21 protein-coding genes are annotated in these 22746 nt (G+C 67.1%); 15 read left to right on the top strand and 6 right to left on the bottom strand.

Translation table 11 applies throughout. The features are described 5' to 3' along the window. Positions 1 to 83 precede the first annotated feature (83 nt). Entirely contained in the window at positions 84 to 791 is a 708-nt protein-coding gene (locus AC5RTY_RS09580; RefSeq protein WP_494012390.1) for an NUDIX hydrolase, read from the bottom strand. Between the two features lie 238 nt (positions 792 to 1029). Here AC5RTY_RS09580 and AC5RTY_RS09575 point away from each other — a divergent pair, with 238 nt between their 5' ends. Both AC5RTY_RS09575 and AC5RTY_RS09570 read left to right on the top strand, forming a co-directional pair. Beyond that, a complete protein-coding gene (locus tag AC5RTY_RS09575) occupies positions 1030 to 1818 on the top strand; it encodes a hypothetical protein (RefSeq protein WP_494139445.1) in 789 nt (262 codons plus the stop codon). Positions 1819 to 1896: 78 nt separating this feature from the next. Next, positions 1897 to 2472 (top strand): hypothetical protein, encoded by a 576-nt coding sequence (locus tag AC5RTY_RS09570; protein ID WP_494139444.1) that lies wholly within the window; start codon positions 1897 to 1899, stop codon positions 2470 to 2472. On the opposite strand, the gene AC5RTY_RS09565 is transcribed toward AC5RTY_RS09570, so the two are convergent. Further along, the gene (locus tag AC5RTY_RS09565; protein WP_493979767.1) at positions 2411 to 2884 is read right to left on the bottom strand and encodes an Lrp/AsnC family transcriptional regulator; all 474 of its coding nucleotides are present in this window, start codon (positions 2882 to 2884) and stop codon (positions 2411 to 2413) included. The genes AC5RTY_RS09570 and AC5RTY_RS09565 overlap by 62 nt on opposite strands. A 100-nt stretch (positions 2885 to 2984) precedes the next feature. Between AC5RTY_RS09565 and AC5RTY_RS09560 the strand changes: the two genes are divergently transcribed. From AC5RTY_RS09560 to AC5RTY_RS09535, 6 genes are all read left to right on the top strand, one after another. Next, positions 2985 to 4391, top strand: a complete 1407-nt coding sequence (locus tag AC5RTY_RS09560; RefSeq protein WP_494139443.1) for an amino acid permease — start codon at positions 2985 to 2987, stop codon at positions 4389 to 4391. Between the two features lie 182 nt (positions 4392 to 4573). Next, on the top strand, positions 4574 to 5620 hold the full coding sequence (locus tag AC5RTY_RS09555) for a thiamine pyrophosphate-dependent enzyme (protein WP_494139442.1): 1047 nt from the start codon (positions 4574 to 4576) through the stop codon (positions 5618 to 5620). A gap of 118 nt (positions 5621 to 5738) precedes the next feature. Continuing rightward, complete coding sequence (locus tag AC5RTY_RS09550; protein ID WP_494001271.1) at positions 5739 to 6713, top strand: alpha-ketoacid dehydrogenase subunit beta; 975 nt, start codon at positions 5739 to 5741, stop codon at positions 6711 to 6713. Then, the gene (locus AC5RTY_RS09545) at positions 6706 to 7038 is read left to right on the top strand and encodes a biotin/lipoyl-containing protein (RefSeq protein ID WP_494000078.1); all 333 of its coding nucleotides are present in this window, start codon (positions 6706 to 6708) and stop codon (positions 7036 to 7038) included. The genes AC5RTY_RS09550 and AC5RTY_RS09545 overlap by 8 nt, the downstream gene beginning before the upstream one ends. A 2-nt stretch (positions 7039 to 7040) precedes the next feature. Further along, positions 7041 to 7847, top strand: a complete 807-nt coding sequence (locus AC5RTY_RS09540; protein ID WP_494000079.1) for an alpha/beta fold hydrolase — start codon at positions 7041 to 7043, stop codon at positions 7845 to 7847. Positions 7848 to 7934: 87 nt separating this feature from the next. After that, positions 7935 to 8942, top strand: a complete 1008-nt coding sequence (locus AC5RTY_RS09535) for a serine/threonine-protein kinase (protein WP_494000080.1) — start codon at positions 7935 to 7937, stop codon at positions 8940 to 8942. A gap of 88 nt (positions 8943 to 9030) precedes the next feature. Here the strand turns inward: AC5RTY_RS09535 and AC5RTY_RS09530 are convergent, their stop codons facing one another. Further along, a complete protein-coding gene (locus tag AC5RTY_RS09530; protein WP_494025655.1) occupies positions 9031 to 9969 on the bottom strand; it encodes a zinc-binding dehydrogenase in 939 nt (312 codons plus the stop codon). A 297-nt stretch (positions 9970 to 10266) separates the two neighbouring features. On the opposite strand from AC5RTY_RS09530, the gene AC5RTY_RS09525 reads away from it, so the two are divergent. The 5 genes from AC5RTY_RS09525 to AC5RTY_RS09505 all read left to right on the top strand — a co-directional run bounded on the left by AC5RTY_RS09525 (position 10267) and on the right by AC5RTY_RS09505 (position 16203). Beyond that, positions 10267 to 11739 (top strand): fumarylacetoacetate hydrolase family protein, encoded by a 1473-nt coding sequence (locus AC5RTY_RS09525; RefSeq protein ID WP_494139492.1) that lies wholly within the window; start codon positions 10267 to 10269, stop codon positions 11737 to 11739. Beyond that, positions 11715 to 12404 carry a GntR family transcriptional regulator gene (locus AC5RTY_RS09520; protein ID WP_494000082.1) on the top strand — a complete coding sequence of 230 codons (690 nt, stop codon included), beginning with the start codon at positions 11715 to 11717 and terminating at the stop codon, positions 12402 to 12404. The genes AC5RTY_RS09525 and AC5RTY_RS09520 overlap by 25 nt, the downstream gene beginning before the upstream one ends. A 110-nt stretch (positions 12405 to 12514) precedes the next feature. Further along, a complete protein-coding gene (hpaE, locus tag AC5RTY_RS09515; RefSeq protein ID WP_494000083.1) occupies positions 12515 to 14044 on the top strand; it encodes a 5-carboxymethyl-2-hydroxymuconate semialdehyde dehydrogenase in 1530 nt (509 codons plus the stop codon). Between the two features lie 31 nt (positions 14045 to 14075). Continuing rightward, positions 14076 to 15173: a 3,4-dihydroxyphenylacetate 2,3-dioxygenase gene (gene hpaD, locus AC5RTY_RS09510; RefSeq protein ID WP_494000084.1), complete on the top strand. Its 1098-nt coding sequence runs from the start codon at positions 14076 to 14078 to the stop codon at positions 15171 to 15173. A gap of 181 nt (positions 15174 to 15354) precedes the next feature. Beyond that, a complete protein-coding gene (locus tag AC5RTY_RS09505; protein ID WP_494012399.1) occupies positions 15355 to 16203 on the top strand; it encodes a Rieske (2Fe-2S) protein in 849 nt (282 codons plus the stop codon). Between the two features lie 5 nt (positions 16204 to 16208). Here AC5RTY_RS09505 and AC5RTY_RS09500 read toward each other — a convergent pair whose 3' ends face one another. Beyond that, entirely contained in the window at positions 16209 to 17753 is a 1545-nt protein-coding gene (locus tag AC5RTY_RS09500; RefSeq protein WP_494012400.1) for an MFS transporter, read from the bottom strand. Positions 17754 to 18122: 369 nt separating this feature from the next. Between AC5RTY_RS09500 and AC5RTY_RS09495 the strand changes: the two genes are divergently transcribed. After that, positions 18123 to 18791, top strand: coding sequence for a phosphoribosyltransferase (locus AC5RTY_RS09495; protein WP_494139441.1), 669 nt, complete (start codon positions 18123 to 18125; stop codon positions 18789 to 18791). 117 nt (positions 18792 to 18908) lie between these two features. On the opposite strand, the gene AC5RTY_RS09490 is transcribed toward AC5RTY_RS09495, so the two are convergent. Then, on the bottom strand, positions 18909 to 20300 hold the full coding sequence (locus AC5RTY_RS09490; protein ID WP_494000088.1) for an MFS transporter: 1392 nt from the start codon (positions 20298 to 20300) through the stop codon (positions 18909 to 18911). A gap of 333 nt (positions 20301 to 20633) precedes the next feature. Here AC5RTY_RS09490 and AC5RTY_RS09485 point away from each other — a divergent pair, with 333 nt between their 5' ends. After that, entirely contained in the window at positions 20634 to 21347 is a 714-nt protein-coding gene (locus tag AC5RTY_RS09485) for an IclR family transcriptional regulator (protein WP_494012403.1), read from the top strand. 49 nt (positions 21348 to 21396) lie between these two features. On the opposite strand, the gene AC5RTY_RS09480 is transcribed toward AC5RTY_RS09485, so the two are convergent. Next, entirely contained in the window at positions 21397 to 22713 is a 1317-nt protein-coding gene (locus tag AC5RTY_RS09480) for an MFS transporter (RefSeq protein WP_494000090.1), read from the bottom strand. Positions 22714 to 22746 lie beyond the last annotated feature (33 nt).

Genomic DNA, 22746 nt, shown 5'->3' with positions numbered 1-22746 from the left:
GTATGGGTGGCGGGTGCGGGGGCCTTGCCGGCCTGCGGGGCGGTTGCCGCGGGACTGTTGCCACGGGTGCGCTGGGGAGCGGGTTAGGCGGGCGGGCTGCCCCTGAGCTGCGCGGCGCTGCCGGTGTAGCGGTAGAGCCGGGGCGGCCGGTGCCGGCCGCCCTGCAGGTACTCGTCGGTCGGTTCGATGTCCGGGGTCGCCCGCAGCTGGCGGCGGAAGTTGGCGGGATCCAACTGCTTGCCCAGCACGGCCTCGTACACTTCGCGGACCTGGGCCAGTGTGAAAGTGGATCCCAGGAAGGCATACGCGATGGAGCTGTATTCCACCTTGTTCCGCAGCCGCCACAGCGCGTAGTCCACGATCTGGTTGTGGTCAAACGCCAGTTGGCCAAGTTCATCGGCGCGGACCCAGCGCACGTTCTCGGTTTCGCGGGCCAGTGCCGCCTCGTCCGGCTTCACCAGCGCCCAATAGACGATGGAGACCACCCGCTGCGCCGGTGAGCGGTCCAGGCCGCCGAACGCATACAACTGCTCCAGGTAGCTCGGCTGCAGGCCGGTGGTCTCCTCTAGGTTCCGGGCCGCGGCGTCCTGGAGGGATTCGGCCGCACTCAACGGACCGCCGGGCAGGGCCCACAGGTCCCGGAACGGCTGCCGCGTGCGGCGGACCAGCGGCAGCCACAAGGTGGGGCGACCCGCCTCCGGGTCCGGACGGAGGGCGAAGATGACCGTGGAGATGGCCAGTTCAGGGGGCTGCTGCGCCCGCTCCGACACATTGGCCGCGTGAATCGGCATGGCCGCCTCCTCCCCGGTTTCGAGTAAAAGTCACAGTGACTAGAACTCATTCTAGCCGGTTATGGTCATGTTGACCCAATCACACCCCAACGCCGGCGATTTGTGACGGCGCCGGGATCATGGCGGACCGGGCAGGCCTCCCGCCCTTGTATCTCTGGATGACCCGCGTGTTCGTACCGCTACTGCTTTTCCCCCGCTACCGTGGGAACTTATTGGCAAACCTCGTCGAAGGGTTTGGATGCAGACAGCACGGCCCGCGCCGCCCGTGCCCACGGGTCTTTGGCTTTTCGTCGTCGCCCTGCTCGTTGGTTGTTCGGCCTCGCCCACCACCACCTACATCGACACGAGCGGTCGTGAGACGACTGTGGACTGGCGTGATTATCCGGGCCACGCCCACATTTCAGCCGAAGAAATACTGTCTGGGCCTACCCGAGAGCAAGCCGAATCACTGGCGGAAGCCCTTTTGTCCGACGTGGAATCCGCGCTCAGCAGAGAGTACGGGCTGCGCTGGCGGGGCGACGGGGAAGCGGGCTGGTATCCGCAGGAGGGAAACGGGTACGGCGGCAAGTCCGCGTATTCCACCTACAACTCCACCAACCGCATCAGCGGGTCCGCTCCCCCGGCGCCTGAAGACTGGCAGCGCATCGTTGACATGGTGAACGGGATACTCGCGGACCATGATTTCGATGCGCTGGTTTTCGATCACCAGTCATCGCCGCACGGCGACGAAGAAACCTGGCAGCGGGAACAGCGTGAGCGCTTCGGAACCGATGATCCGGACGAGTACTGGGTGTGGAGCGGAGCGGCACAGGCAGATTCCCAGTGGCTGTCGATCACCCTGGTGGATGTGTCCCGCGACCCGTACGGCGAGGCAGCCGCAGAAGCCGCGGAGCACGGGTGGGCACCTCGATCGATCACGCTGGGTTACGGCGCCACCGCGCTGTCTGAACGCGACATCGAGAACTTCCGACGGGACCTTGCGCCCTTCGCCGGCCTGGAAAAGCCGGAGCCGACAACCTCCGACTGACACGAAGGAATGGACGCACGGCGGCATTCCGGCGTGGCCGCCCTCGTGGCGCCGGACTCCCCGGGCTAGGCTTCAGCCATGCACCCACGGGGACGGCGGCGGTTCGTACCACCGGACAACAACGAAATCCTCAGGCGCAGGTATGGCAGGAAGGAACGCCCGCCGCACCATCGCGTCATCCTTGGCCGCTACGCCTTCATCAAGGGCTGGCTGGTCGCCGTCGGGGCGTGGTTCGTCATTTCGCTGGTCCTGAGCATCATCGACGAGCTGTCGTCGCCGCACTCCGCTGCCCTCAGCTTCTGGGGCCTGGTGCTGACGATCAGCTTTTTCTTCGCCGCCCTGCTGGGCGCCCCCTTCGCGCTGCTGCTGGGCCTGCTGCTGCGCCCGGTTCGCCGGCAGTGGGTGCATGTGCTGGTATTTGCAGCAGGGCTGGCCGCACTCACGTGGGGAACCGCCGCCCTGCTGGCTCCGGGCACGGCTCCGCTGCCTGCCATTTGCGCGGTGATGGCCGGAACCGCCGCGGGGCTCGGCCGTGTGGCGGTCATCCGGGACGTCGACGTCGACGACGGCGGCGCCGCCCTTTCCTCCGGGGTCAGCGGGGATCGGCGGCGGCCTGAACCAACGGAAGGGTCCGCTCCCGGAAGTGGCTGTTAAGCACGATCACGGACGACGAACGCAGCACCGTATTGGTCGCCATGACCTGGTCGAGCACGCGCTGCAAATCCGCGTTCGACCGGGCGACGACACAAGCCAGCAGGTCGCTTTCACCGGAGACGGTGTGCAGCTCCAGCACCTCGGGAATGTCGGCGAGCGCGGCGGCCACGGCGTCGTGCCCGGACTCCTGCCGGATCACGAACGAACAGTAGGCTCGCACCACGTACCCCAGTGCCTCGGGCGAAAGCCGCGGCCCCCAGCCCGCCGTCACGCCTGCGCGTTGCATCTTGTCCAGCCGGGCCTGTACTGTGGCACGCGCTACTTTCAGCACCCGGGACGCTTCCAGAACGGACATCCGCGGGTCCTCCGTGAACAGCGTAACGATGTCGGCATCGAGAGAGTCGATCTGCATGACGCTGTGCGTCCTTTCGGGTTCGGTGCCGCCAGTTGTGGGACACTGCTAGACAAATTGTCAGCTTACGGGCTGCTTTCGCCAAACGACAGGACAGTCGATGCCGCGTTTTACCGCCACTCACCACCGCGACCCGAGCGCCCGACCGCCCGCCGGGCTCGGCCACGGGATGAAGCAGCGCCAGCTGATCATGATGGGACTGGGCAGCGCGATCGGTGCCGGGCTCTTCCTGGGCTCCGGAGCGGGCATCCAGGCCGCCGGTCCGGCCGTGTTGATCTCCTACCTGCTCGCGGGCACGTTGGTGATCATCGTGATGTGGGCGCTGGGCGAGATGGCCGCCGCCAACCCCAGCAGCGGCGCCTTCTCGACGTACGCCGAGAAGGCGCTGGGCCGCACCGCCGGCGCCACCATCGGCTGGCTCTGGTGGCTGCAGCTGGTGGTGGTGATCGCGGCCGAGGCAGTGGGCGCCGCGGGCTTGCTGGCCACGGTCTGGCCGGCGCTGCCCGTCTGGCTGCTCGCGCTGGTGTTCATGGTGGTCTTCACCGCGGTCAACCTGTTCGGGGTGCGCAACTACGGAGAATTCGAGTTCTGGTTCGCCATCTTTAAGGTCATCGCCATCCTCGCATTCCTCGCCATCGGCGCGGCCTTGCTGTTCGGCTGGCTGCCCAACGTCCCGTCGCCCGGGTTGGGCGTCATCTTCGGCGAGGACGGCTTCGCCCCCAACGGCATCGCCGGCATCGGTGCCGGGCTGCTGGTGGTGATCTTCGCCTTTGGCGGGACCGAGATCGTCGCCGTTGCCGCCGCGGAAACGGAAAACCCGGGAGTTAGCGTGGCGAAGGCCATCCGGACCGTCGTCTGGCGCATTCTGGTGTTCTACTTCGGCTCGGTGCTGGTGATCGCGCTGACGGTGCCCTGGGATTCGGAGGCACTGGCCTCACCCTTTGCAGCGGTGCTCTCGATCGCCCAGATCCCCGGTGCGGATGTGGCCATCACCCTGGTCGCCGCGGTAGCGCTGCTCTCGGCGCTCAACGCCAACCTGTACGGCGCATCCAGGATGATCTTTTCCCTCTCGGAACGGAACGAGGCGCCCGCTTCCCTCGGGAGGCTCAGCACCCGGCGGGTTCCCGTCAGGGCGGTCATGGCGTCCGTGGCGTTTGGTTTTGTGGCGGCCGTACTCGAGCTGTTGTTCCCCGAGCGCGTCTTGCCGGTTTTGCTAAACGTCGTCGGGTCCACGTGCCTGGTGGTCTGGGGAATGGTCCTGCTGTCCCAACTGGTGCTGCGCCGCCGGGCCGACCGCGAAGGCACGGAACTGCCGTTCCGGATGCGCGGCTTCCCGGCGATGACGTACGCGGGCCTTGCCCTGCTGGCCGCAATCCTGGTGCTGGGCTTCTTCTCCCCGACAACGGGAATCCAGCTGCTCTCGACCCTGGTGCTGATCGCCGCGATAGCTGCAGCTGCAAAAATTGCCGCGCGCCGAACACCAGCCGAAAGTTCACCTCGCCGTTAGCGGTATGCAACCTGTTTATAGCTTTTGCCATCAGGGGCAGCTAACTGTGCACACTGTTTGGTGATCGCATGGCAGATTGCGCACTCCACGTCGGGTGATTAGTGTCACCGTAAGCAAGTGAAGCCGTCGCGCTCCTCCCCCGCGGGGAGGCGGCGGCACCATAACTACGTGGAGGAGCAGGCATGAGCAGCGTTCTTTCCCTGGACCCGTCGGCCCGGCCCGACCTGTCCGCAGAGGACCTCAAGGAGCTCTACCGGCTGATGGTGTCGGTCCGCCACCTGGACGAATCGGCCATTCGGTGGCAGCGCCAGGGCCTGATTCCCGGCTACGCACCGGAACTCGGACAGGAAGCCGCCCAAGTGGGCAGCGGGTATGCGCTGGACATGTCCCGCGACTTCGTCTTCCCGACCTACCGCGAGATGGGCGTGGCCCGGACGGTGGGCGTGGACATGGTCGAGTACATGTCCACCCACAAGGCGACCTGGCACGGCGGGCTCTACGATCCCCAGGCCACCCGTTTCGCCCCGATCCAAGCCGTCGTGGCAGGCTCCGTGCTGCACGCCGTCGGCTGGGCGCACGGGCAGACGCTTTCCGGCGCCCCGGCCGGAGAACTCGGCGTGGCCATCACCTACTTCGGCGACGGCGCCAGCTCGCAGGGCGACGTCCACGAAGCCATGAACTTCGCCGCGGTCATGAAGGCTCCCGTGGTCTTTTTCATCCAGAACAACGGCTTTGCAATCTCGGTGCCGACGGAGCGCCAGGTGGCCGGGGGCTCGGTTGCCGCCCGGGCGGCCGGCTACGCCATGCCGTCACTCCAGGTGGATGGCAACGACGCCGTGGCTGTCCACCAGGCGACGGCCGCCGCCCTCGCCCATGCCCGGGCGGGCAACGGGCCGGCCGTCGTGGAAGCCATGACGTACCGGCGGGGCCCGCACTCCACCAGCGACGACCCCGGCCGCTACCGCACCCTGGCCGAGGAACGCGCCGACGGCGGCGAGGATCCGCTGCTGCGTATGCGGGCCCGGCTGGAAGCCGAGGGCATCGCCGGCGAGGACTTCTTCGCCGAGGTGCTCGCGGCCGCCAAGGCGGAAGAAGAACAGATCCGGGAAGGCGTGGCGGCACTTGGTTCCCGTCCCGGCACGGAGATGTTCGATTTCGTCTACCAGGAACCCACACACGCGCTGAAGGCCCAGGCACGCGCCTGGCGGGAGGAGTCCGAGCATGTCTGAGCACAAGACCCTGAGCGACCTTGAAGCCGCCTTCGACAACACCACAGAAACCAGCGCCCAGCAGGAATCCGCGGACGTGGTGGAACCCGGCCACGTCACCGCCGTCGAACAGCTCTCCATGCAGCAGGCACTGAACCGCGCGCTGGCAGAGGTGCTGGAGGACAACCCCAAGGCACTGGTTTTGGGCGAAGACGTCGGACAGCTCGGCGGCGTCTTCCGCATCACCGATGGCCTGCAAAAGACGTTCGGCGAAGCTCGGGTTTTCGACACCCCGCTGGCCGAATCCGGCATTCTCGGCATGTCGGTGGGCCTGGCCATGGCCGGCTACCACCCGATCCCCGAGGTGCAGTTCGACGGGTTCGCCTACCCGGCGATCAACCAGATTGTCTGCCAGGTGGGCCGAATGAACTACCGCAGCCGCGGCACCATGCCGATGCCCATCACGCTGCGGGTACCCAGCTTCGGCGGCATCCGCGCTCCCGAACACCACGGCGAGTCGCTGGAATCGCTGTTCGCCCACGTACCCGGCCTGAAGGTGGTCTCCCCGTCCAGCCCGAACGAGGCGTACCACCTGCTCAAGCACGCGGCCACGCGGCCCGACCCGGTGATCTTCATGGAGCCGAAGTCCCGCTACTGGCAGAAGGGGCCGGTGGACACCTCCCCCGAGCCGGACGGCTACTCCCCCGAAGGCTCGCGGATCGTCCGCGAAGGCAGGCACCTGACCCTGGTGGCCTGGGGCGCCATGGTGGCCCGCTGCCTGCAGGTCGCCGAGCTCGCCGCCGAGGACGGCATCGAGATCGAGGTGCTGGACCTGCGCTGGCTGAAGCCAATCGATGCCGAAGGACTGGCCGCTTCCGTGGCCAAGACGCGCCGCGCCGTCGTCGTGCACGAGGCACCGCTGACCTCCGGCCTGGGTGCGGAAGTAGCCGCGCTGATTACCGAGCGCTGCTTCAACACCCTGCGGGCACCTGTTGAGCGCGTGACCGGATTCGACGTACCGTACCCTTCGGGAGACCTGGAAGACGAGTACGTACCCAACATTGACCGCATCCTGTTCGGGATCCAGCGAGTATTGGAGTATCGCCGTGGCTGAAATTACGTTCCCCCTGCCGGATCTTGGTGAGGGCCTGATCGAGGCAACCGTGCTGGAATGGCTCGTCTCCGAGGGCGAGCAGGTCGAGCGCAACCACCCGCTGGTCGAGGTGGAGACCACCAAGTCCGCCGTTGAACTGCCCTCCCCGCAGGCGGGCAAAGTGGTGAAAATCCATGGGGAACCCGGCGACATCATCAAGGTGGGCGAACCGTTGATCGTTTTCGAGGTTCCCGATGACACCGCCGGTATTGTGGGCACCGTACCGAAGGAAGAAGCGCCCAAGCGCCGCGTCCGCCTGACGGCGGCGCTCGACGACGAGGACTGAGCATGGGAAACACCCCGCAGCACACCGTTGAAGGCCTCGATCCGCGCCTGCACGTCCAGGTGCACGAGGCCGCCGAAAGGACCGAGGGCCCGCGCCGCCCGGTGATCCTGCTGCACGGTTTCGCTTCCTCCAGCAAACTCAACTGGGAGGACGCCGGCTGGATTACGGCGCTGACCCAGGCCGGCCGGCGCGTGGTCACGGTGGACCTTCCCGGCCACGGCGAAAGCGCCGCTCCCGAAGAAATGGACGCCTACGCCCCCAGCCGGATCCGCGCCGACCTGCTGCAGTTGGTCCAGGACGCCAAGGTCCGTCCGCTGAAAGAGAACGACGCCGACACCGGGGTTGACCTGATCGGCTACTCCCTGGGAGCGCGGCTGGCGTGGGAGTTCGGCGCCACCCAGCCGGAACTCGTCCGGCGGATGGTGCTCGGCGGACCCGGCAGCAGCGACCCCTTGGCGGACTTCGACCTGCGCGCTGCCCAGCGCTTCCTGGCGGACGGGACGCCCATCGAGGACGTCAACACCGCCGAGCTTTTGCGGATGGCCAAGCTGGTGCCGTCGAACGACATCTTCGCGCTGATGACCATGATTGAGGCGATCAAAACCGAACCCTTCGTCCCGACCGAGGCCGTGCCGAGGATGCCGGTGCTCCTGGTGGCCGGCGACAAGGACGATCTGGCGGTCACCGCACCGGAGCTGGCTGCACTCTCCGACGCGGCGGAGCTGATGTGGCTGCCCGCACGTACGCACGCCAATGCCGTGACCTCCCGGGCCTTCAAGACCGCCGCCATCGAATTCCTCGCTGGTTAACCGTTCGCGCATTTTTCGGTGCCGCCAACGGAGCTTTTGGTCGGTACAATTCTCGATGAACGTAAATTCCTGGGGCGTGGAGGCTTGATGGAGGTATTCCTGGGCGGGCGCTACAGGACACGGGAGCTCATAGGCACCGGCGGGGCAGCGTCCGTGTATCGGGCCGTGGACGAATCTTTGGGCCGCGACGTGGCGGTCAAGATGTTCGCACCGACGACGCCGGACGATGACGAGTACCGGCGGCAGCACACCGAAACCCTGCTGCTGGCCACGCTGAACCACCCCGGTTTGGTGACTTTGCTGGATGCCGGACTGCACACAGCCGACGATGGCGCGACCACCAGTTACCTGGTGATGGAACTGATTGAAGGGTCCGACCTGCGGCGGCGGCTGAAAGGCGGGCCTCTCTCCGAGGTGGAGACCGCGCAGATCGGGGCAGATTTGGCCGACGCGCTGAACTACATCCATAGTCAGGGTGTCGTGCACCGGGACGTGAAGCCGGCCAATATTCTGCTGGCCAACGGCCACACAGAAGATACGCGGCACCACCCCAAGCTCACCGACTTCGGCATCGCCCGGATGGTGGAAGCCACCATGGCCACCGCCCAGGGTGCGACCATCGGATCCGCGAACTACCTCAGCCCCGAACAGGCCTTGGGCAACCCCGTCACCGCGGCCAGTGACGTGTACTCGCTGGCGTTGGTCCTGCTCGAATGCCTTACCTGCGAAAAGGCATTCTCCGGCACACCGATGGAAGCGGCCCTTGCCCGGCTCTTGCGCGACCCCGAGATTCCGGACGCCCTCCCCGCCGCTTGGGCGGACCTGCTGACCCGGATGACCCGCCGCGACCCGGAGGCTCGTCCGACCGCGCACGAAGTGGCCCTGAGTTTGCGGAACCTGGCGGAGGCGCCGCTGCCGGAGCAGATCGTAGCGACGGCACCCGTGTTGTCATCCCCTGCGTTGGCGTCACCTGCGCTGTTGAACGGTACGACCGGCTCGGACTCGGCCGGGGCGATCGAAGAGCGTACCGGCGGGCACATCACGGGGAACGTGGCTATCCCCGCACCGCCGAACCGCGCTCCCAGCGTGGGTTAAACGAGGCATTGAACGCAACACAAGGCACCTCCAACTTGGGCTGGAGGTGCCTTGTGTTGTGTGTCCAGGAACCGCGGACTTCGCTGGATCAGTCGATCAAAGCGACCAGCCGGCCAATAACCTCGCCGCGAGCCAACTTGCCGATGCCTTCTCCGATTTCGTCGAAGGAAATCTGGCTGATGTGGGCCGACAGTTTTCCATCCGCCATCAGCTGAAGCACGTCGGCGCAGTCCTGCAGTGTTCCTGCCTGGGAACCGACCAGCTCGACTTCGTTCAGCGTGAGCTGCTGGAGGTTGATGGTGCCTTCGCTCCGTCCGAGCCCCACCTGGACGACGCGGCCACCGCGACGAACGATGTCGACGGCACCGGCGGTTGTAGTGCCGAAGCCTGCAAAGTCGACTACCAGGTCCAGTTCCTTGTCGGCAAAATCCCGAATGTCCTTGGCTACTGCTGTGGCACCGATCTCGAGTGCCATCGGGTGCACCTTCTCATTGACTTCGGCCACGTAAAGTTCTGCGCCGTTGGCTATCGCCGTCTGCGCTCCGAGTGATCCCAGACCACCCAGGCCGATAACCCCGACCTTCATCCCCGGCTTGAGTCTGCCCTGAACCATCATGGCGTGGTAGGAAGTCATACCGGCATCCGTCGCGGCCGCCGCCTGATCAAACGGGACGCCGTCCGGCAACGGTGCCACCAACCGTGCGGGGGCCTTCACCTTTTCTGCGAAGCCCCCGTCAAGCGAGGTGCCGGGGCCTTCGATCGCGGCGGGAATAACGGCTCGGTCCCCCACCGAGAAGGTCGTGACATCCGCACCGACCGCTGAGACGATACCGGCGATCTCATGGCCGAGCGTGATAGGCCGGAACGGAAGCAGCGACGTCAAGGTGCCGTCAATGAATCCAACATCGCTGTGGCACAGCCCGGCGGCCTTGATGTCCAGGACAACTTCATCCGCAGCAGGTTCCGGTGCGGCAACTTCATTGAGCGAGAGAGGTGTGTCGATTTCTGTAAACTGCCAAGCCTTCATTACACAATCACTTCCTTGAGCGGTACGCACGCAAATCCATGCATATGCATTTACTCTAGGCGGTTCCCCGGGAGATGCAAGATATGCGGGTTGGCATTTCTGACGGGTAACTGCTCCCACCGTGACCTTCGCAGACAGGCACGCAGCACATCGGGTTCGGCCGACCGGTCGTTCAAGAAAATGTCCCCCACGTTCTTGACGTGGCCCTCGCCACAGGCCATGATGGATCATATACGATTTCGTACTTCACAGGAGGAAGCTTTGTCCGAAGCCAACGTCACCCAGTCCGCGGGCACGCTGCAAACGGTGGATACCCAGATCCTGGAGGACGCCGGCAAAGTGCTGGCCGTACACCTGTCCTACAACTCCCGGGCGGCACAGCGCGGACGGGTTCCGGCGCACCCCTCCTACTTCATGAAGGCCTCCTCCTCGCTGGCCCTCTCGGGCGGCACCGTGGAGCGCCCCGCTGGCACCGAACTGCTGGCCTTCGAGGGCGAGATTGCCCTGATCATCGGCAAGCCTGCCCGCCGTATCAGCATCGACGAGGCTTGGGATCATGTGGGTCACGTGACCGCCAGCAATGATCTGGGCGTCTACGACATCAAGTACGCCGACAAGGGCTCCAACGTCCGCTCCAAGTCCGGCGACGGCTTCACACCGATCGGCCCGTCCCTGCTGCCCGCGGCGTCGGTCAACCCGGACGCCCTCCGGATCCGCACCTGGGTCAACGGCGAGGTCGTCCAAGACGACACCACCGCGGGCCTGATCTTCTCCTTCGCCCGGATTATCGCCGACCTGTCGCAGCTGATGACGCTGCATCCGGGGGACATCATCCTTACCGGAACCCCGGCCGGCTCCTCCGTAATCGTGCCGGGCGACGTCGTCGAGGTCGAGGTCTCCGACGAAGCCGCAGGGCTGAGCACCGGCCGCCTGTCGACCACCGTCACCCAGGGCGAAGCGGAATTCGCGTCCTTCGGCAACACTCCCAAGATCACCGACGCCGACCGGATCGATGCCTTCGGCAGCGAGGAAGCGGCCGGGCTGGCGCCGGCAATCACCGGCAAGTCCGCGCTGACCGAGGACGTCAAGGCCAAGCTGCTGTCGGTCGCCACCGCCACCATCTCCGGCGCGCTGCGGAAGCGCGGGCTGAACAACGTCAGCGTCGACGGCCTGTTGGCCACCAAGCCGGGCCAGAAGGTCATCGGCACCGCCCGTACCCTGCGCTACGTGCCCAACCGCGAGGACCTGTTCAAGTCGCACGGCGGCGGTTACAACGCGCAGAAGCGCATCATCGACGCGCTCGGTCCGGGCGAGATCCTGGTCATGGAGGCCCGCGGCGAGAAGGGATCCGGAACCCTCGGGGACATCCTCGCCCTGCGCTCCCAGGTACGCGGCGCAGAGGCCATCATTACCGACGGCGGGGTCCGCGACCTTTCCGAGGTGGCGGCGCTGGACATCCCGACGTTCTACAACGGTGCCCACCCGGCGGTGCTGGGACGCAAGCACGTGCCGTGGGACACCGACGTGACGGTCGCCTGCGGCGGCACCACCATCCAGCCCGGCGACATCATCGTGGCCGACGACAACGGCATCCTGGTGATTCCGCCGGCCCTGGCCGCCGAGATCGCGGACGAGGTCGTCGAACAGGAACGCCAGGACAGCTTCGTCTTCGAGATGGTCAAGGAGGGCCACAAGATCGAGGGCCTGTTCCCGATGAACGCCGAATGGCGCGCCCGCTACGAGGCATGGGTCGCGGAGCAGCCGAAGTGACGACCCTGGCCCCCAGCAAGTCGGAACAGGCCTACGAGCTGCTGCACGAGCGGATCGCCAAGGGCGAGCTGGTGCCCGGCTACCGGCTGGTCCTCGGGACCATCGCCGCGGAGCTTGGCTGCAGCACCGTACCGGTGCGCGAGGCAATCCGTCGGCTGGAGGCCGAGGGCCTGGTGACGTTCGAGCGCAACATCGGGGCGACGGTCGCGGCCGTCGACGCCGAGTTGTACCTGCACACCATGCAGACGCTGGCCGTGATCGAGGGCGCGGCGACGGCCCTGGCCGCGCCGCTGCTCTCCGCCGCGGACCTGGCCGAGGCGCGAGCGGTCAACGCCGAGCTGCGCCGCTGCCTGGAAGACTTCGATCCGCGCCGCTTCACCCAGCTCAACGACCGGTTCCACGCCGGGTTGTACGAACGCTGCCCCAACCCGCACATCCTGGACCTGGTGCACCGCGGCTGGAACCGGCTCAACGCCATGCGGGCCTCCAGCTTCAGCCACATCCCCGGCCGTGCCCGCTCCTCCGTCGAGGAACACGAGCAACTGCTGGATCTGATCGACGCCGGTGCCAGCGCCGGCGAAGTGGAGAAGGCGGCCCGGGCACACCGGACCAACACGCTCAACGCCTACCTGGCCGCGGACGGCTTGCCGCCCTCGCCCCTGTAGGCCGCGACCGCTGCCGACGGCGACACCCCGCCGTCGTCAGCGGCCAAGCACCACACACAGCCCAGACCTCACCGACTACCGACCATTCAACCCCCATGGAAAGGACCATCATGGCCGAGCACTTTGTCCCGGACAACCTGCCCACCCACCTGCAGCACTACATCGGCGGCAAGCTTGTCGACTCCATCGACGGCGACACCTTCGACGTGCTGGACCCGGTCACCAACAAGCCGTACATCAAGGCTGCCTCCGGCAAGGTAGCCGACGTTGCCGCGGCCGTTGCCGCCGCCAAGGACGCCTTCGAGAACGGCCCCTGGCCCACCATGCTGCCGCGCCAGCGCTCCCGCGTGCTGCACAAGGTCGCCGACATCGTCGAGTCCCGCGGCCAGGAACTGGCCGAGATGGAGTGCTTCGACACCGGGCTGCCCATCAAGCAGGCCCTGGGGCAGGCCCAGCGCGCGGCGGAGAACTTCCGTTTCTTCGCCGACCTCATCGTCGCCCAGCACGACGACGCCTTCAAGGTTCCCGGCCGCCAGGCCAACTACGTCAACCGCAAGCCGATCGGCGTCGCGGGCCTGATCACGCCGTGGAACACCCCGTTCATGCTGGAGTCCTGGAAGCTGGGTCCGGCGCTGGCCACCGGCAACACCGTGGTCCTGAAGCCAGCCGAGTTCACCCCGCTCTCCGCGTCCCTGTGGCCAGGAATCTTCGAAGAGGCCGGCCTGCCCGAGGGCGTCTTCAACATCGTCCACGGCTACGGCGAGGAAGGCTACGCCGGGGACTCCCTGGTCAAGCACCCGGACGTCCCGCTGATCTCCTTCACGGGCGAATCCCGCACGGGCCAGATCATCTTCGCGAACGCGGCGCCGTACCTGAAGGGCCTCTCCATGGAGCTGGGCGGCAAGTCCCCCGCCGTCGTCTTCGAGGATGCCGATCTGGAGGCGGCCATCGACGCAACGATCTTCGGCGTCTTCTCGCTCAACGGCGAACGCTGCACCGCGGGCTCGCGCATCCTGGTCCAGCGGAGCATCTACGACGAATTCGTCGAGCGCTACTCCGCCCAGGCAAAGCGGGTCAAGGTCGGACTCCCCCACGAGGAGACGACGGAGGTCGGCGCCCTGGTCCACCCGGAGCACTTCGAGAAGGTCATGTCCTACGTGGAGATCGGCAAGCAGGAGGCCCGCCTGACCGCCGGCGGCGGCCGTCCCGCGGAGTTCCCGGAGGGCAACTTCATCCAGCCGACCGTCTTCGCCGACGTGGCACCGGACGCCCGGATCTTCCAGGAGGAGATCTTCGGTCCGGTTGTGGCCATCACCCCGTTTGATACGGACGAGGAGGCCCTCGAACTGGCCAACAACACCAAGTACGGACTGGCCGCCTACATCTGGACGAACGACCTGAAGCGGTCCCACAACTTCGCCCAGAATGTCGAGGCCGGGATGGTGTGGCTGAACTCCAACAACGTCCGCGACCTGCGCACCCCGTTCGGCGGCGTGAAGGCGTCCGGCCTGGGCCACGAGGGCGGCTACCGTTCCATCGACTTCTACACCGACCAGCAGGCCGTGCACATCAACCTCGGCGAGGTGCACAACCCGGTCTTCGGCAAGGCCGAAGACGCTGCCGCCATCCCGGACGCCTGACACCTACCCCTACCGCTCGAAGGAGAGAATTATGAGCAACGAAATCCCCAAGCCCTCGGTTCCGGCCCCGGACATCCTGCGCTGCGCCTACATGGAGATTGTGGTCACCGACCTGGCCAAGTCCCGCGCCTTCTACGTGGACCTGCTGGGCCTGCACGTGACCCACGAAGACGACGAGGCAATCTACCTGCGCTCGTTCGAAGAGTTCATCCACCACAACCTGGTGCTGCGCAAGGGCCCGATCGCCGCGGTGGCGGCCTTCGCCTACCGCGTGCGGTCCCCGGAGGACGTGGACCGCGCCGAGGCCTACTACCAGGAGCTGGGCTGCCGCACCGAGCGCCGCAAGGAAGGCTTCGTCAAGGGCATCGGCGACTCCGTCCGCGTGGAGGACCCGCTGGGCTTCCCGTACGAGTTCTTCCACGAGGTGGACCACGTGGAGCGCCTGCACATGCGCTACGACCTCTACTCGGCCGGCGAGCTGGTGCGCCTGGACCACTTCAATCAGGTCACCCCGGACGTCCCGCGCGGCCGCAAGTACCTGGAGGACCTGGGCTTCCGCGTCACCGAGGACATCAAGGACTCCGACGGCGTGACCTACGCGGCCTGGATGCACCGCAAGGGCACGGTGCACGACACCGCCCTCACCGGCGGCAACGGTCCGCGGATGCACCACGTGGCCTTCTCCACCCACGAGAAGCACAACATCATCCAGATCTGCGACAAGATGGGCGCCCTGCGCATGTCCGACCGGATCGAACGCGGTCCCGGCCGCCACGGCGTGTCCAACGCCTTCTACCTGTACATCCTGGATCCCGATGGCCACCGCGTGGAGATCTACACCCAGGACTACTACACCGGCGACCCGGACAACCCCGTCATCACCTGGGATGTCCACGACAACCAGCGCCGCGACTGGTGGGGCAACCCGGTGGTTCCGTCCTGGTACACCGAGGCGTCCCTTGTGCTCGACCTCGACGGCAACCCGCAGGAGGTCATCGAGCGCACCGACAACTCCGAGATGGAGGTGACCATCGGCGCCGACGGGTTCTCCTTCACCCGGGCGGACGACGAGGACGGCACCTTCCGCGGCCAGGCGTCGAAGGGCTTTAAGATCGGCAACCAGGTCTAGTCCCGGTCTTCGACCGCATGACGACGCCGCTGGGCGGCTTCCGCAGGGAAGCCGCCCAGCGGCGTCTGTGGCCTTGCCCGCCCCGCCGCCGGATGCCACACTGGCACCTACACGCGGTGCCGGCGCCCGGCCGACGGGGCGGTCCGGGATGCCGACCGTTCTAGGGGATGGGGGAAACGGCGTGAGTATTCTGCGTACCGTCGTTGCACGGATAGAACGTACCGAGGCTCTGGACAAGGTCGCCGAACCGGTGGCCGGGCTGGTGGGCAGGATCGTCAGACCCCGGCCGATCAGGAACGTCCTCAGCGGCAGCTTCGTGGGCCACCCGCTGCATCCGCTGTTGACCGACTTTCCCATCGGTGCCTGGACCATGTCCACGCTGCTGGACACGGTGGGCGGCCGCCGTGCCGAGCCCGCGGCCGACCTCCTGGTGGCCGCCGGAATTCTCACGGCCGTACCCACGGCGTGGGCCGGGCTCAACGACTGGTCGGACACGCAGGGCGAGGACCGCCGGCTCGGCATCGTGCACGCCGCATCCAACTCGGCTGCGTTGGTGTGCTTCGCCGCTTCCTTCCTGGCCCGCCGCGGCGAGCGCCGGGGGCTGGCCAAGGTGCTCGCGCTGGGCGGCTTCGGGCTGGTGATGTCCGGCGGCTACCTGGGCGGCCACCTGAGCTACGCCCGCGGCGTCAACGTCAACCACACGGCGTGGCGGAAAGGTCCCGTCGAGTGGACCCCCGTCCTGGCGGAGAGCGAACTGGCCGAGGGCCGGCCGCAGCTGGCGCACGCCGGCGACGTGTCGCTGGTCCTGTTTCGCAGCGATGGCACCGTCCGGGCGCTGGACAGCGTCTGCAGCCACATGGGCGGGCCGCTGGCAGAAGGACAGGTCGACGACGGGTGCATCACCTGCCCCTGGCACGGCAGCCGCTTCCGCCTGGCAGACGGCAGCATCGTCAGGGGCCCCGCCAGCTCCGAGCAGCCAGCCTACGAAACACGCGTCCGCGAGGGGCAGGTCGAGGTCCGGCTGAGCTGACCGGCTCAGCCCCGCCGCGGCCTGGACCTGCGGGAGGCGCGGCGGGCGTCGGTTCCGGCGATGACGAGCGTGGCGAAAACGGACGCGGCGGTGACGGCCAGTCCGGCGGTGATCGCCTCGGTCCAGCCTGACCGGGCCTGGACGGAAAAGGCGACGGCGGTGATGACCGCGATGCCCACGGCGGTGCCGATGCGCTGGGCCGTCTGCAGCACTCCCCCGGCGCTCCCCGCGTACTCCAACGACACGTCGGCCAAAGTCAGCGTCTGGTTGGGGGTGATAATGAGGCCCTGCGCCATGCCGATGAACGACAGCGTCAGCAGCATCCACCAGATGCTGAGCAACCCGGCTGCCTCCAGTTGGATGACGGCGATGGTCGACGCCAGCCCCAGCAACGCGCAGAGGATCCCGGCGACGATCATTTGCCGCCCACGCTCCAGCACCCGCTTGCCGGACCAGTGCGACGAATAGGCGCCGAGCAGCGCGGCAGGCAGCCCGATCAACCCCGCCTCCAGAGCGCTGCCGCCCAGCCCCTGCTGGATGTAGAGCGCCACCAGCACCCACACGCTGGTCACGCCCATGAAGTACAGGCCGGCGATCAGCGAGCCGGCGGAGAAGCTGTGGGTGCGGAAGATCCGCAGGTCGACCATCGGGCTGCGCCCGCGGTGGCTGTAAGTATGTTCCCACCACGCCCACAGCGCCAGCAGTCCCGCGCCGCCGGGAAGCAGCAGCCAGATCCATGCACCGGCCCCGCGTTCGACGAAGGGCAGCAGCAGCGCCAGCACCGACAGGCCCAGCAGCACGGCCCCGACGGGATCGAGGTCGCGTTCGGGCTTGGCTACCCGGGGCAGGCCGGGGGCGCCTTCGCGGTCTGCTTCCCCTGGAGGGTCAACGGCAGTGTGCCGCGGTTTGAACCACATCAGCGCCAGCACGATGGCCAGGATCCCGACCGGTACATTCACGAGGAAGGTCCAGCGCCACCCGTCCTGGACACCGGCGAACTCAATGATCGTTCCGCCCAACAGGGGCCCGACGGCCACCGACACGCCAATCACGCTGCCGAGTGCCCCGTAGGCACGGCCGCGTTCCGCACCGCGGAAATACTGCTGGATCATCCCCACGGCCTGAGGATTCAGCAGCCCCGACCCCAGGCCCTGCACGAAGCGGGTGATGTTCAGGCTGAGCGGATCCGGAGCGAGTCCGGCGGCCACCGAGGAGAGCGTGAAGAGCGCGACGCCGGCGATGAACAGCGGGCCGCGGCCCAGAATATCGCCCGCCCGTCCGGCGGCCACCAGCACCACCCCAAAAGTCAGCGCATAGCCGGAGAGCACCCACTGGAGGTCCGAGTCCGACGCGCCCAGTCCGGTTTGGATGGACGGCAGCACCACGTTGACGATGCTCACGCTCACCAGCGACATGAAGATGGCCACCAGCAGCACGGCCAGGATCCGCCACCGGCCGGGGTCGGGGACGAAGCCGGCCTCGGTGCCGTCGGGGCCGGCCGGTCGGGGCGCTGATCGGTTCTCGGGAGCGGGGTCGGAGGCTTGGGTCACCTACCATTCATACGCCGGGACGGCTCCGCTGCCAAACCGCGCGCCTGCGGCGACAGTCGCGTTAAACGAAAGAGCCGGAGCGGCAGGCGTTGGGGGAATCCTGCGGGTCCGGCTCTTCCACGGCCGGACCCAAGTCCAGCCGACGCGATGCGGGCCCCCGTTCCGAGCCCCACCGTTGTCACGAGCATATCCCGCGGGCATTCGACCCGCGATGGGGAGAACTACCCATGCAGGTTAAGCGGTCTATCAGGCTGTCGAGCAATAGCCGCTTCGTTGGGCCGGCCGAACGCCCGCCACGTCACGTTTCGCCGCCGCGGCGGGCGTTCGCTCCCCCTCGCGAGCCGGGAAACGCAAGAGGATACTGAAATTGTGGGACTGTTGAGCGGAGCACCTGCCCCTTTCGCCGATCGACCCGATGCCGCCCGGCAACTGGCGGCCGAACTGGCAGCATACCGCGGCCGCGACGACGTCACCGTGCTCGGCCTGGCGCGCGGCGGCGTCCCGGTGGGCGCGGTGTTGGCGAAAGAACTGGCCGCCGACTTCGACGCGCTCATCGTCCGCAAACTAGGCATTCCGGGCCAGCCGGAGGTCGCCTTCGGTGCCTTGGCCGCCCATGGCGGGCACACCGCCGTCGTCATGGTGGAACCGATAGTGGCAGAACTGCGCCGCCGCAATTACAGCGAACAGCGGCTGCAGGAGGTCCAGGACAGGGAACGGGCCGAACTGAAGCGGCGGCAGGAAGCGTATCTCCAGGGCCGGACGGCAGAGGTGCGCGGCCGGACCACGATCCTCTGCGATGACGGGTTGGCCACCGGCGCCACCATGAAGGCTGCGATCAACGCCGTACGGCAGAGCGACCCCCGCGAGATCGTCGTCGCGGTGCCGGTGGGCCCGCCGCAGGCCTGTGCCGAGCTCCAGAAACTGGCCGATGCCGTGATCTGCCTGCGCCAGCCACGCAATTTCAGAGCCGTAGGCGAGGCCTACCAATACTTTGGCCAGGTCAGCGACGACGAGGTCATGGCAGCGCTGCCCCGGTAGCGGCTGCCGCCGCCAGGTTAAAGAACAGCGGACCGCCGCCGGCATCCCTGCCGGCGGCGGTCCGTCTCTGCAGTCCCGCGGAGGCCTTAGTTGGTGGCCTCTGGTGACTGGCGCGACTTAGCGGTTCTCGCGCGCTTCGGGGTGCTGCTGCAGGTACTCCTGGTGTGCTTCCTCCACGCGCAGGTTCTTGCCCTTGGTCTCCTTGACCACGGAGACCGCCACGAGCGAGATGACGCACAGCACCATGATGTAGATCCCGATGGAGATCGTGCTTCCGGTCCGGCCCAACAACAACTCGGCGATCAACGGAGCGAAGGCACCGCCGAGGATGGCACCAATGGCGTAGCCGATGGAAACGCCGGAGTATCGGACGTTGGCCGGGAACATTTCGGCATAGAGGGCCGACTGCGGGCCGTAGGACAGGCCCAGGCCGATGGTCAGCACGAACATCGCAATGCCCATCAGCAGAATGCTCGCGGTGTCGATGAGCATAAACATGGGAATCTGCCACAGCAGGACCCACACGTAGCCAATCTGGAAGGTGCGGATGCGGCCGATCTTGTCGGAGAGGATTCCGCCGTACATGGTGAAGATCAACCAGCCGAAAGCAGCAAGCGTGGTGGCCAGCAGGACCGACGGGCGGTCCATCCCCAGGCCTCCGGCGTCCGCCGGCTTGGTGGCGTAGGAAGCGAAGAACGCGATCAGCAGGTATCCGGCGGCATTGTTGGCAATGAAGATCAGCGCGGTGAGGATGACCTCTTTCCAGTTGTGCTTGAACAGCTGGCCCAGCGGAGCGGCCGATTCCTTCTTGCGCTCCTGCATCTCCTTGAAGACCGGGGACTCGGACACGGAGCGACGGATGAAGTAGCCGACCAGGATCAGCACGACCGAGAACAGGAACGGTACGCGCCAGCCCCACGCAAGGAAGGCATCCTCGCTGAGGATAGTGGTCATCAGCCACATCACACCGGTGGCAAGGATCATGCCGATGGGAACACCGATTTGCGGGTAGGCACCGAAGAAGCCGCGCTTGTTGACCGGCGCGTGCTCCACGGACATCAGCGCGGCGCCGCCCCATTCGCCGCCGGCCGAGAATCCCTGCAGGATGCGCAGGAACACCAACAGGATCGGGGCCGTGATCCCGATGTCCCCATAGGTCGGCAGCACGCCGATCAGGAATGTCGCGGCGCCCATTAGCACCAGCGTGAAGACCAGCATCATCTTCCGGCCCAAACGGTCGCCCAAGTGGCCGGCGACGATGGCGCCAAGCGGGCGGAACAGGAAGCTGATACCCAGCGAGGCCCAGGAAACGATCTGCGCCAGGCCGGCGCTCTCCTGGGACAGCGGCGCGAAGTACAACGTAGCCAGCACCAGGCCGGCGGCTTGCGCGTAAATGAAGAAGTCGTACCACTCGATGGTGGTACCGACCAAGGTGCCCGCGAGCACCTTGCGCTCTTCACGGCGGGCTGCTGGGCTGAGGTTGCCTGCCAGCTCTTCTGACGTTGACATATTTTCTCCGTTGAATTCACAGAACGGTTACCGAACGGTCGGTAATGTGACTGGAGCCATATTACCGGACAGTGACGGGCCACACATAGCGCCGCCATATCATTTCCATAACGCCCAAACGCTGCCGGGGTGCGCCACGACGGCGCTCTCCTGCGGGATCGACCGGAGCCCGTGAGCGCCCCTCACTCCAAAGAAGCTGCCAAGCACGGCGCTGCGTTCTATAGTTGGACGCTTTGTCCCGATATAGAACAATGGGACCTGTGAGGGCCGGCACAAGCACTGTGACCGGTTCCCGCCGCATTTCCCGTGCAGGACTTTCCAGAGGATGTACCGATGAGCCAGACCCCCATCAAACCCGCCCCGGCGCACTCGCAGACCCTGTCGCGCGGCATCAGGGCCCTGGAGATCCTGGCGGAGGCGCCGTCGCCGATGACGATCGCCGAGTTGTCCGAGGCGTTGGGGGTACACCGCTCGGTCGCCTACCGGATCCTGCGCACGCTCGAGGACCATTCGCTGCTGATGCGCGATTCGGCTGGCAGGGTGCAGGCGGGGCCCGGCCTGGCCGCGCTGGCCCGGGGTGTTTCGCGGGACCTGCAGTCGGCGGCGCTGCCGGAGCTGACAGCACTGGCCAACGACCTGATGATGACGGCCTTTGTCGCGGTCTGGGACCAGCACGACTGCGTGACGCTGCTGACCGTGGAGCCGCGGCATACGACGGCACTGGTGCAGCGTCCGGGCACCCGGCATTCCTTTGCCGCGGGAGCCCCGGGCATCGCCATCCAATCGGCCCTGACCCGGGACCAGTGGGAGCAGCATGCTCCGGGCCAGCCGATCCGTCCGGAGGCCCGGCTCGCCAAGGCCGCCGGGTATGCCATCAGCCATGACGAGGTCATCCCCGGCGTCTCGTCGGTCGCCGTGCCGGTCACCGTCCCGGGGCAGCTCCCGGCTGCCGTGGCCGTGGTCTACATCCGGACCGACACTCCGGATGAGCAAATTGCGGAGGCGTTGAAGCGCTCGGCCGCAGTCATCGAGGCGGAGCTGCGCTGAGCCCGGCCGCGCCCAGCGGCGGACGGCAGCGGCAGCAGGCGGGCGGCGGTCAGGCGTCCCCGCGGCGCCGGACGACGGCGGCAGCGACCAGGCCCAGCACCAGCAGCATGGCTGAGGCGGCAATCGACACCAGGAACGCACCGGAGTGTCCCAGGTTCTCGGCCAGCGCCCCGGCTACCGCCGAACCAATGGCAGAGCCGAGGACGACGCCGCTGGCGAGCAGCGTCATCACCGTGCCGAGCCGCTCATCCGGAGCGACCAGGCTTCCGATGCCGTAGATGGTGACCATGGTGGGTCCGACGGGCACGCCGACCACCAGCAGCACGAAAATCATCGGCAGCACTTCGGCGGGCAGCAGCAGCAGGACGCAGAACGCCGTCATCGCCGCCGCGCACACGACCCAGCGGCTGGAATGCTTCCACCGTGCGGGCCAGTAGGCCACGGACAGGGCACCGAAGGCCGACGTCAGGCCCAGCAGCGCATACAGCAGGCCCGCGGTATCGGCCGCGCCGAAGCTGCCGCCGAAGGCACTCAGGGCGTTCTGGGTTGCGCCGAAGAACACGCCCATGGCCACCATCCCCAGCACGGGGATGGCGACCAGCGGCCAGTTGATCCGCACCGGCGAGGCAGCCGCGGCGGCTCCGGGATGCGCCTTGACCAGCCCGGGCGTCACCGGGACGACCGCACGGTAGGTGGGGTGGACGGCAAAGGCAGTCACCATCGTCACGGTCAGGGCGGCGGCCAGCACGAAGGGCAGCCACGGGGCAATCAGCGCCGCGAGCAGCCCGACCAGGGCCGGTCCGAGCACGAACGTCAGTTCGTCGGCGGTGCTCTCGTAGGACAGCGCCGTATCCAATACCGGCTTGTCCTTGCGTGTCATCGCCATCCAGCGCACCCTGGCCAACGGGCCGACCTGCGGACAGGTGGCCCCGACGGCGAAGGACGCCGCAAGCACCGCCACGGGGCCGGCTCCACTGCCTCCGATGTAGACGCAGGTCAGCAGCACGGCAATCGCGCAGGTGTGTGCGGCAGCCGCCACGAGCAGCACGGGCCGCTGACCGACCCGGTCGGCAAGATAACCGAAGAGCGGCGCACCGGCGGCCGAGCCGATGCCTACGGCGCCTGCGGCGAAACCGCCGGAGGCGTAGGATCCGGTGCTGACGGTGACCAGTGTCAGGGCGCCGACCGTGAGCATCGCCAGCGGCAGCCGGGCAAGGAATCCGATGGCCAGAAAAGAGGCTCCGGCCATCCGCGCCAGCCGCGCGTAGCGGCCGAAGGGGTTTCGGGTCTTGCGACGTCGGCGGCCGGAGGTGTCGTTGCCGGGGGCTTGTTGCTGGGCGGGCGCGCCGGAATCAGAAGCAGTCATCGGTTTTTCCGTTGGTTCGAACCGCGCATCGTC

It is taken from the genome of Arthrobacter sp. Y3224055 (genome assembly GCF_059090825.1).
Note: the sequence above shows the minus strand (reverse complement) of the source record. Positions and strands in the feature narration are given on the sequence as shown.

Bases quoted from the DNA above. Each gene is read 5' to 3' on its own strand.
- AC5RTY_RS09580 (WP_494012390.1), bottom strand. From the start codon at position 791: ATGCCGATTCACGCGGCCAATGTGTCGGAGCGGGCGCAGCAGCCCCCT.
- AC5RTY_RS09575 (WP_494139445.1), top strand. From the start codon at position 1,030: ATGCAGACAGCACGGCCCGCGCCGCCCGTGCCCACGGGTCTTTGGCTT.
- AC5RTY_RS09570 (WP_494139444.1), top strand. From the start codon at position 1,897: ATGCACCCACGGGGACGGCGGCGGTTCGTACCACCGGACAACAACGAA.
- AC5RTY_RS09565 (WP_493979767.1), bottom strand. From the start codon at position 2,884: ATGCAGATCGACTCTCTCGATGCCGACATCGTTACGCTGTTCACGGAG.
- AC5RTY_RS09560 (WP_494139443.1), top strand. From the start codon at position 2,985: ATGCCGCGTTTTACCGCCACTCACCACCGCGACCCGAGCGCCCGACCG.
- AC5RTY_RS09555 (WP_494139442.1), top strand. From the start codon at position 4,574: ATGAGCAGCGTTCTTTCCCTGGACCCGTCGGCCCGGCCCGACCTGTCC.
- AC5RTY_RS09550 (WP_494001271.1), top strand. From the start codon at position 5,739: ATGCAGCAGGCACTGAACCGCGCGCTGGCAGAGGTGCTGGAGGACAAC.
- AC5RTY_RS09540 (WP_494000079.1), top strand. From the start codon at position 7,041: ATGGGAAACACCCCGCAGCACACCGTTGAAGGCCTCGATCCGCGCCTG.
- AC5RTY_RS09535 (WP_494000080.1), top strand. From the start codon at position 7,935: ATGGAGGTATTCCTGGGCGGGCGCTACAGGACACGGGAGCTCATAGGC.
- AC5RTY_RS09530 (WP_494025655.1), bottom strand. From the start codon at position 9,969: ATGAAGGCTTGGCAGTTTACAGAAATCGACACACCTCTCTCGCTCAAT.
- AC5RTY_RS09520 (WP_494000082.1), top strand. From the start codon at position 11,715: ATGGGTCGCGGAGCAGCCGAAGTGACGACCCTGGCCCCCAGCAAGTCG.
- hpaE (WP_494000083.1), top strand. From the start codon at position 12,515: ATGGCCGAGCACTTTGTCCCGGACAACCTGCCCACCCACCTGCAGCAC.
- hpaD (WP_494000084.1), top strand. From the start codon at position 14,076: ATGAGCAACGAAATCCCCAAGCCCTCGGTTCCGGCCCCGGACATCCTG.
- AC5RTY_RS09490 (WP_494000088.1), bottom strand. From the start codon at position 20,300: ATGTCAACGTCAGAAGAGCTGGCAGGCAACCTCAGCCCAGCAGCCCGC.
- AC5RTY_RS09485 (WP_494012403.1), top strand. From the start codon at position 20,634: ATGAGCCAGACCCCCATCAAACCCGCCCCGGCGCACTCGCAGACCCTG.
- AC5RTY_RS09480 (WP_494000090.1), bottom strand. From the start codon at position 22,713: ATGACTGCTTCTGATTCCGGCGCGCCCGCCCAGCAACAAGCCCCCGGC.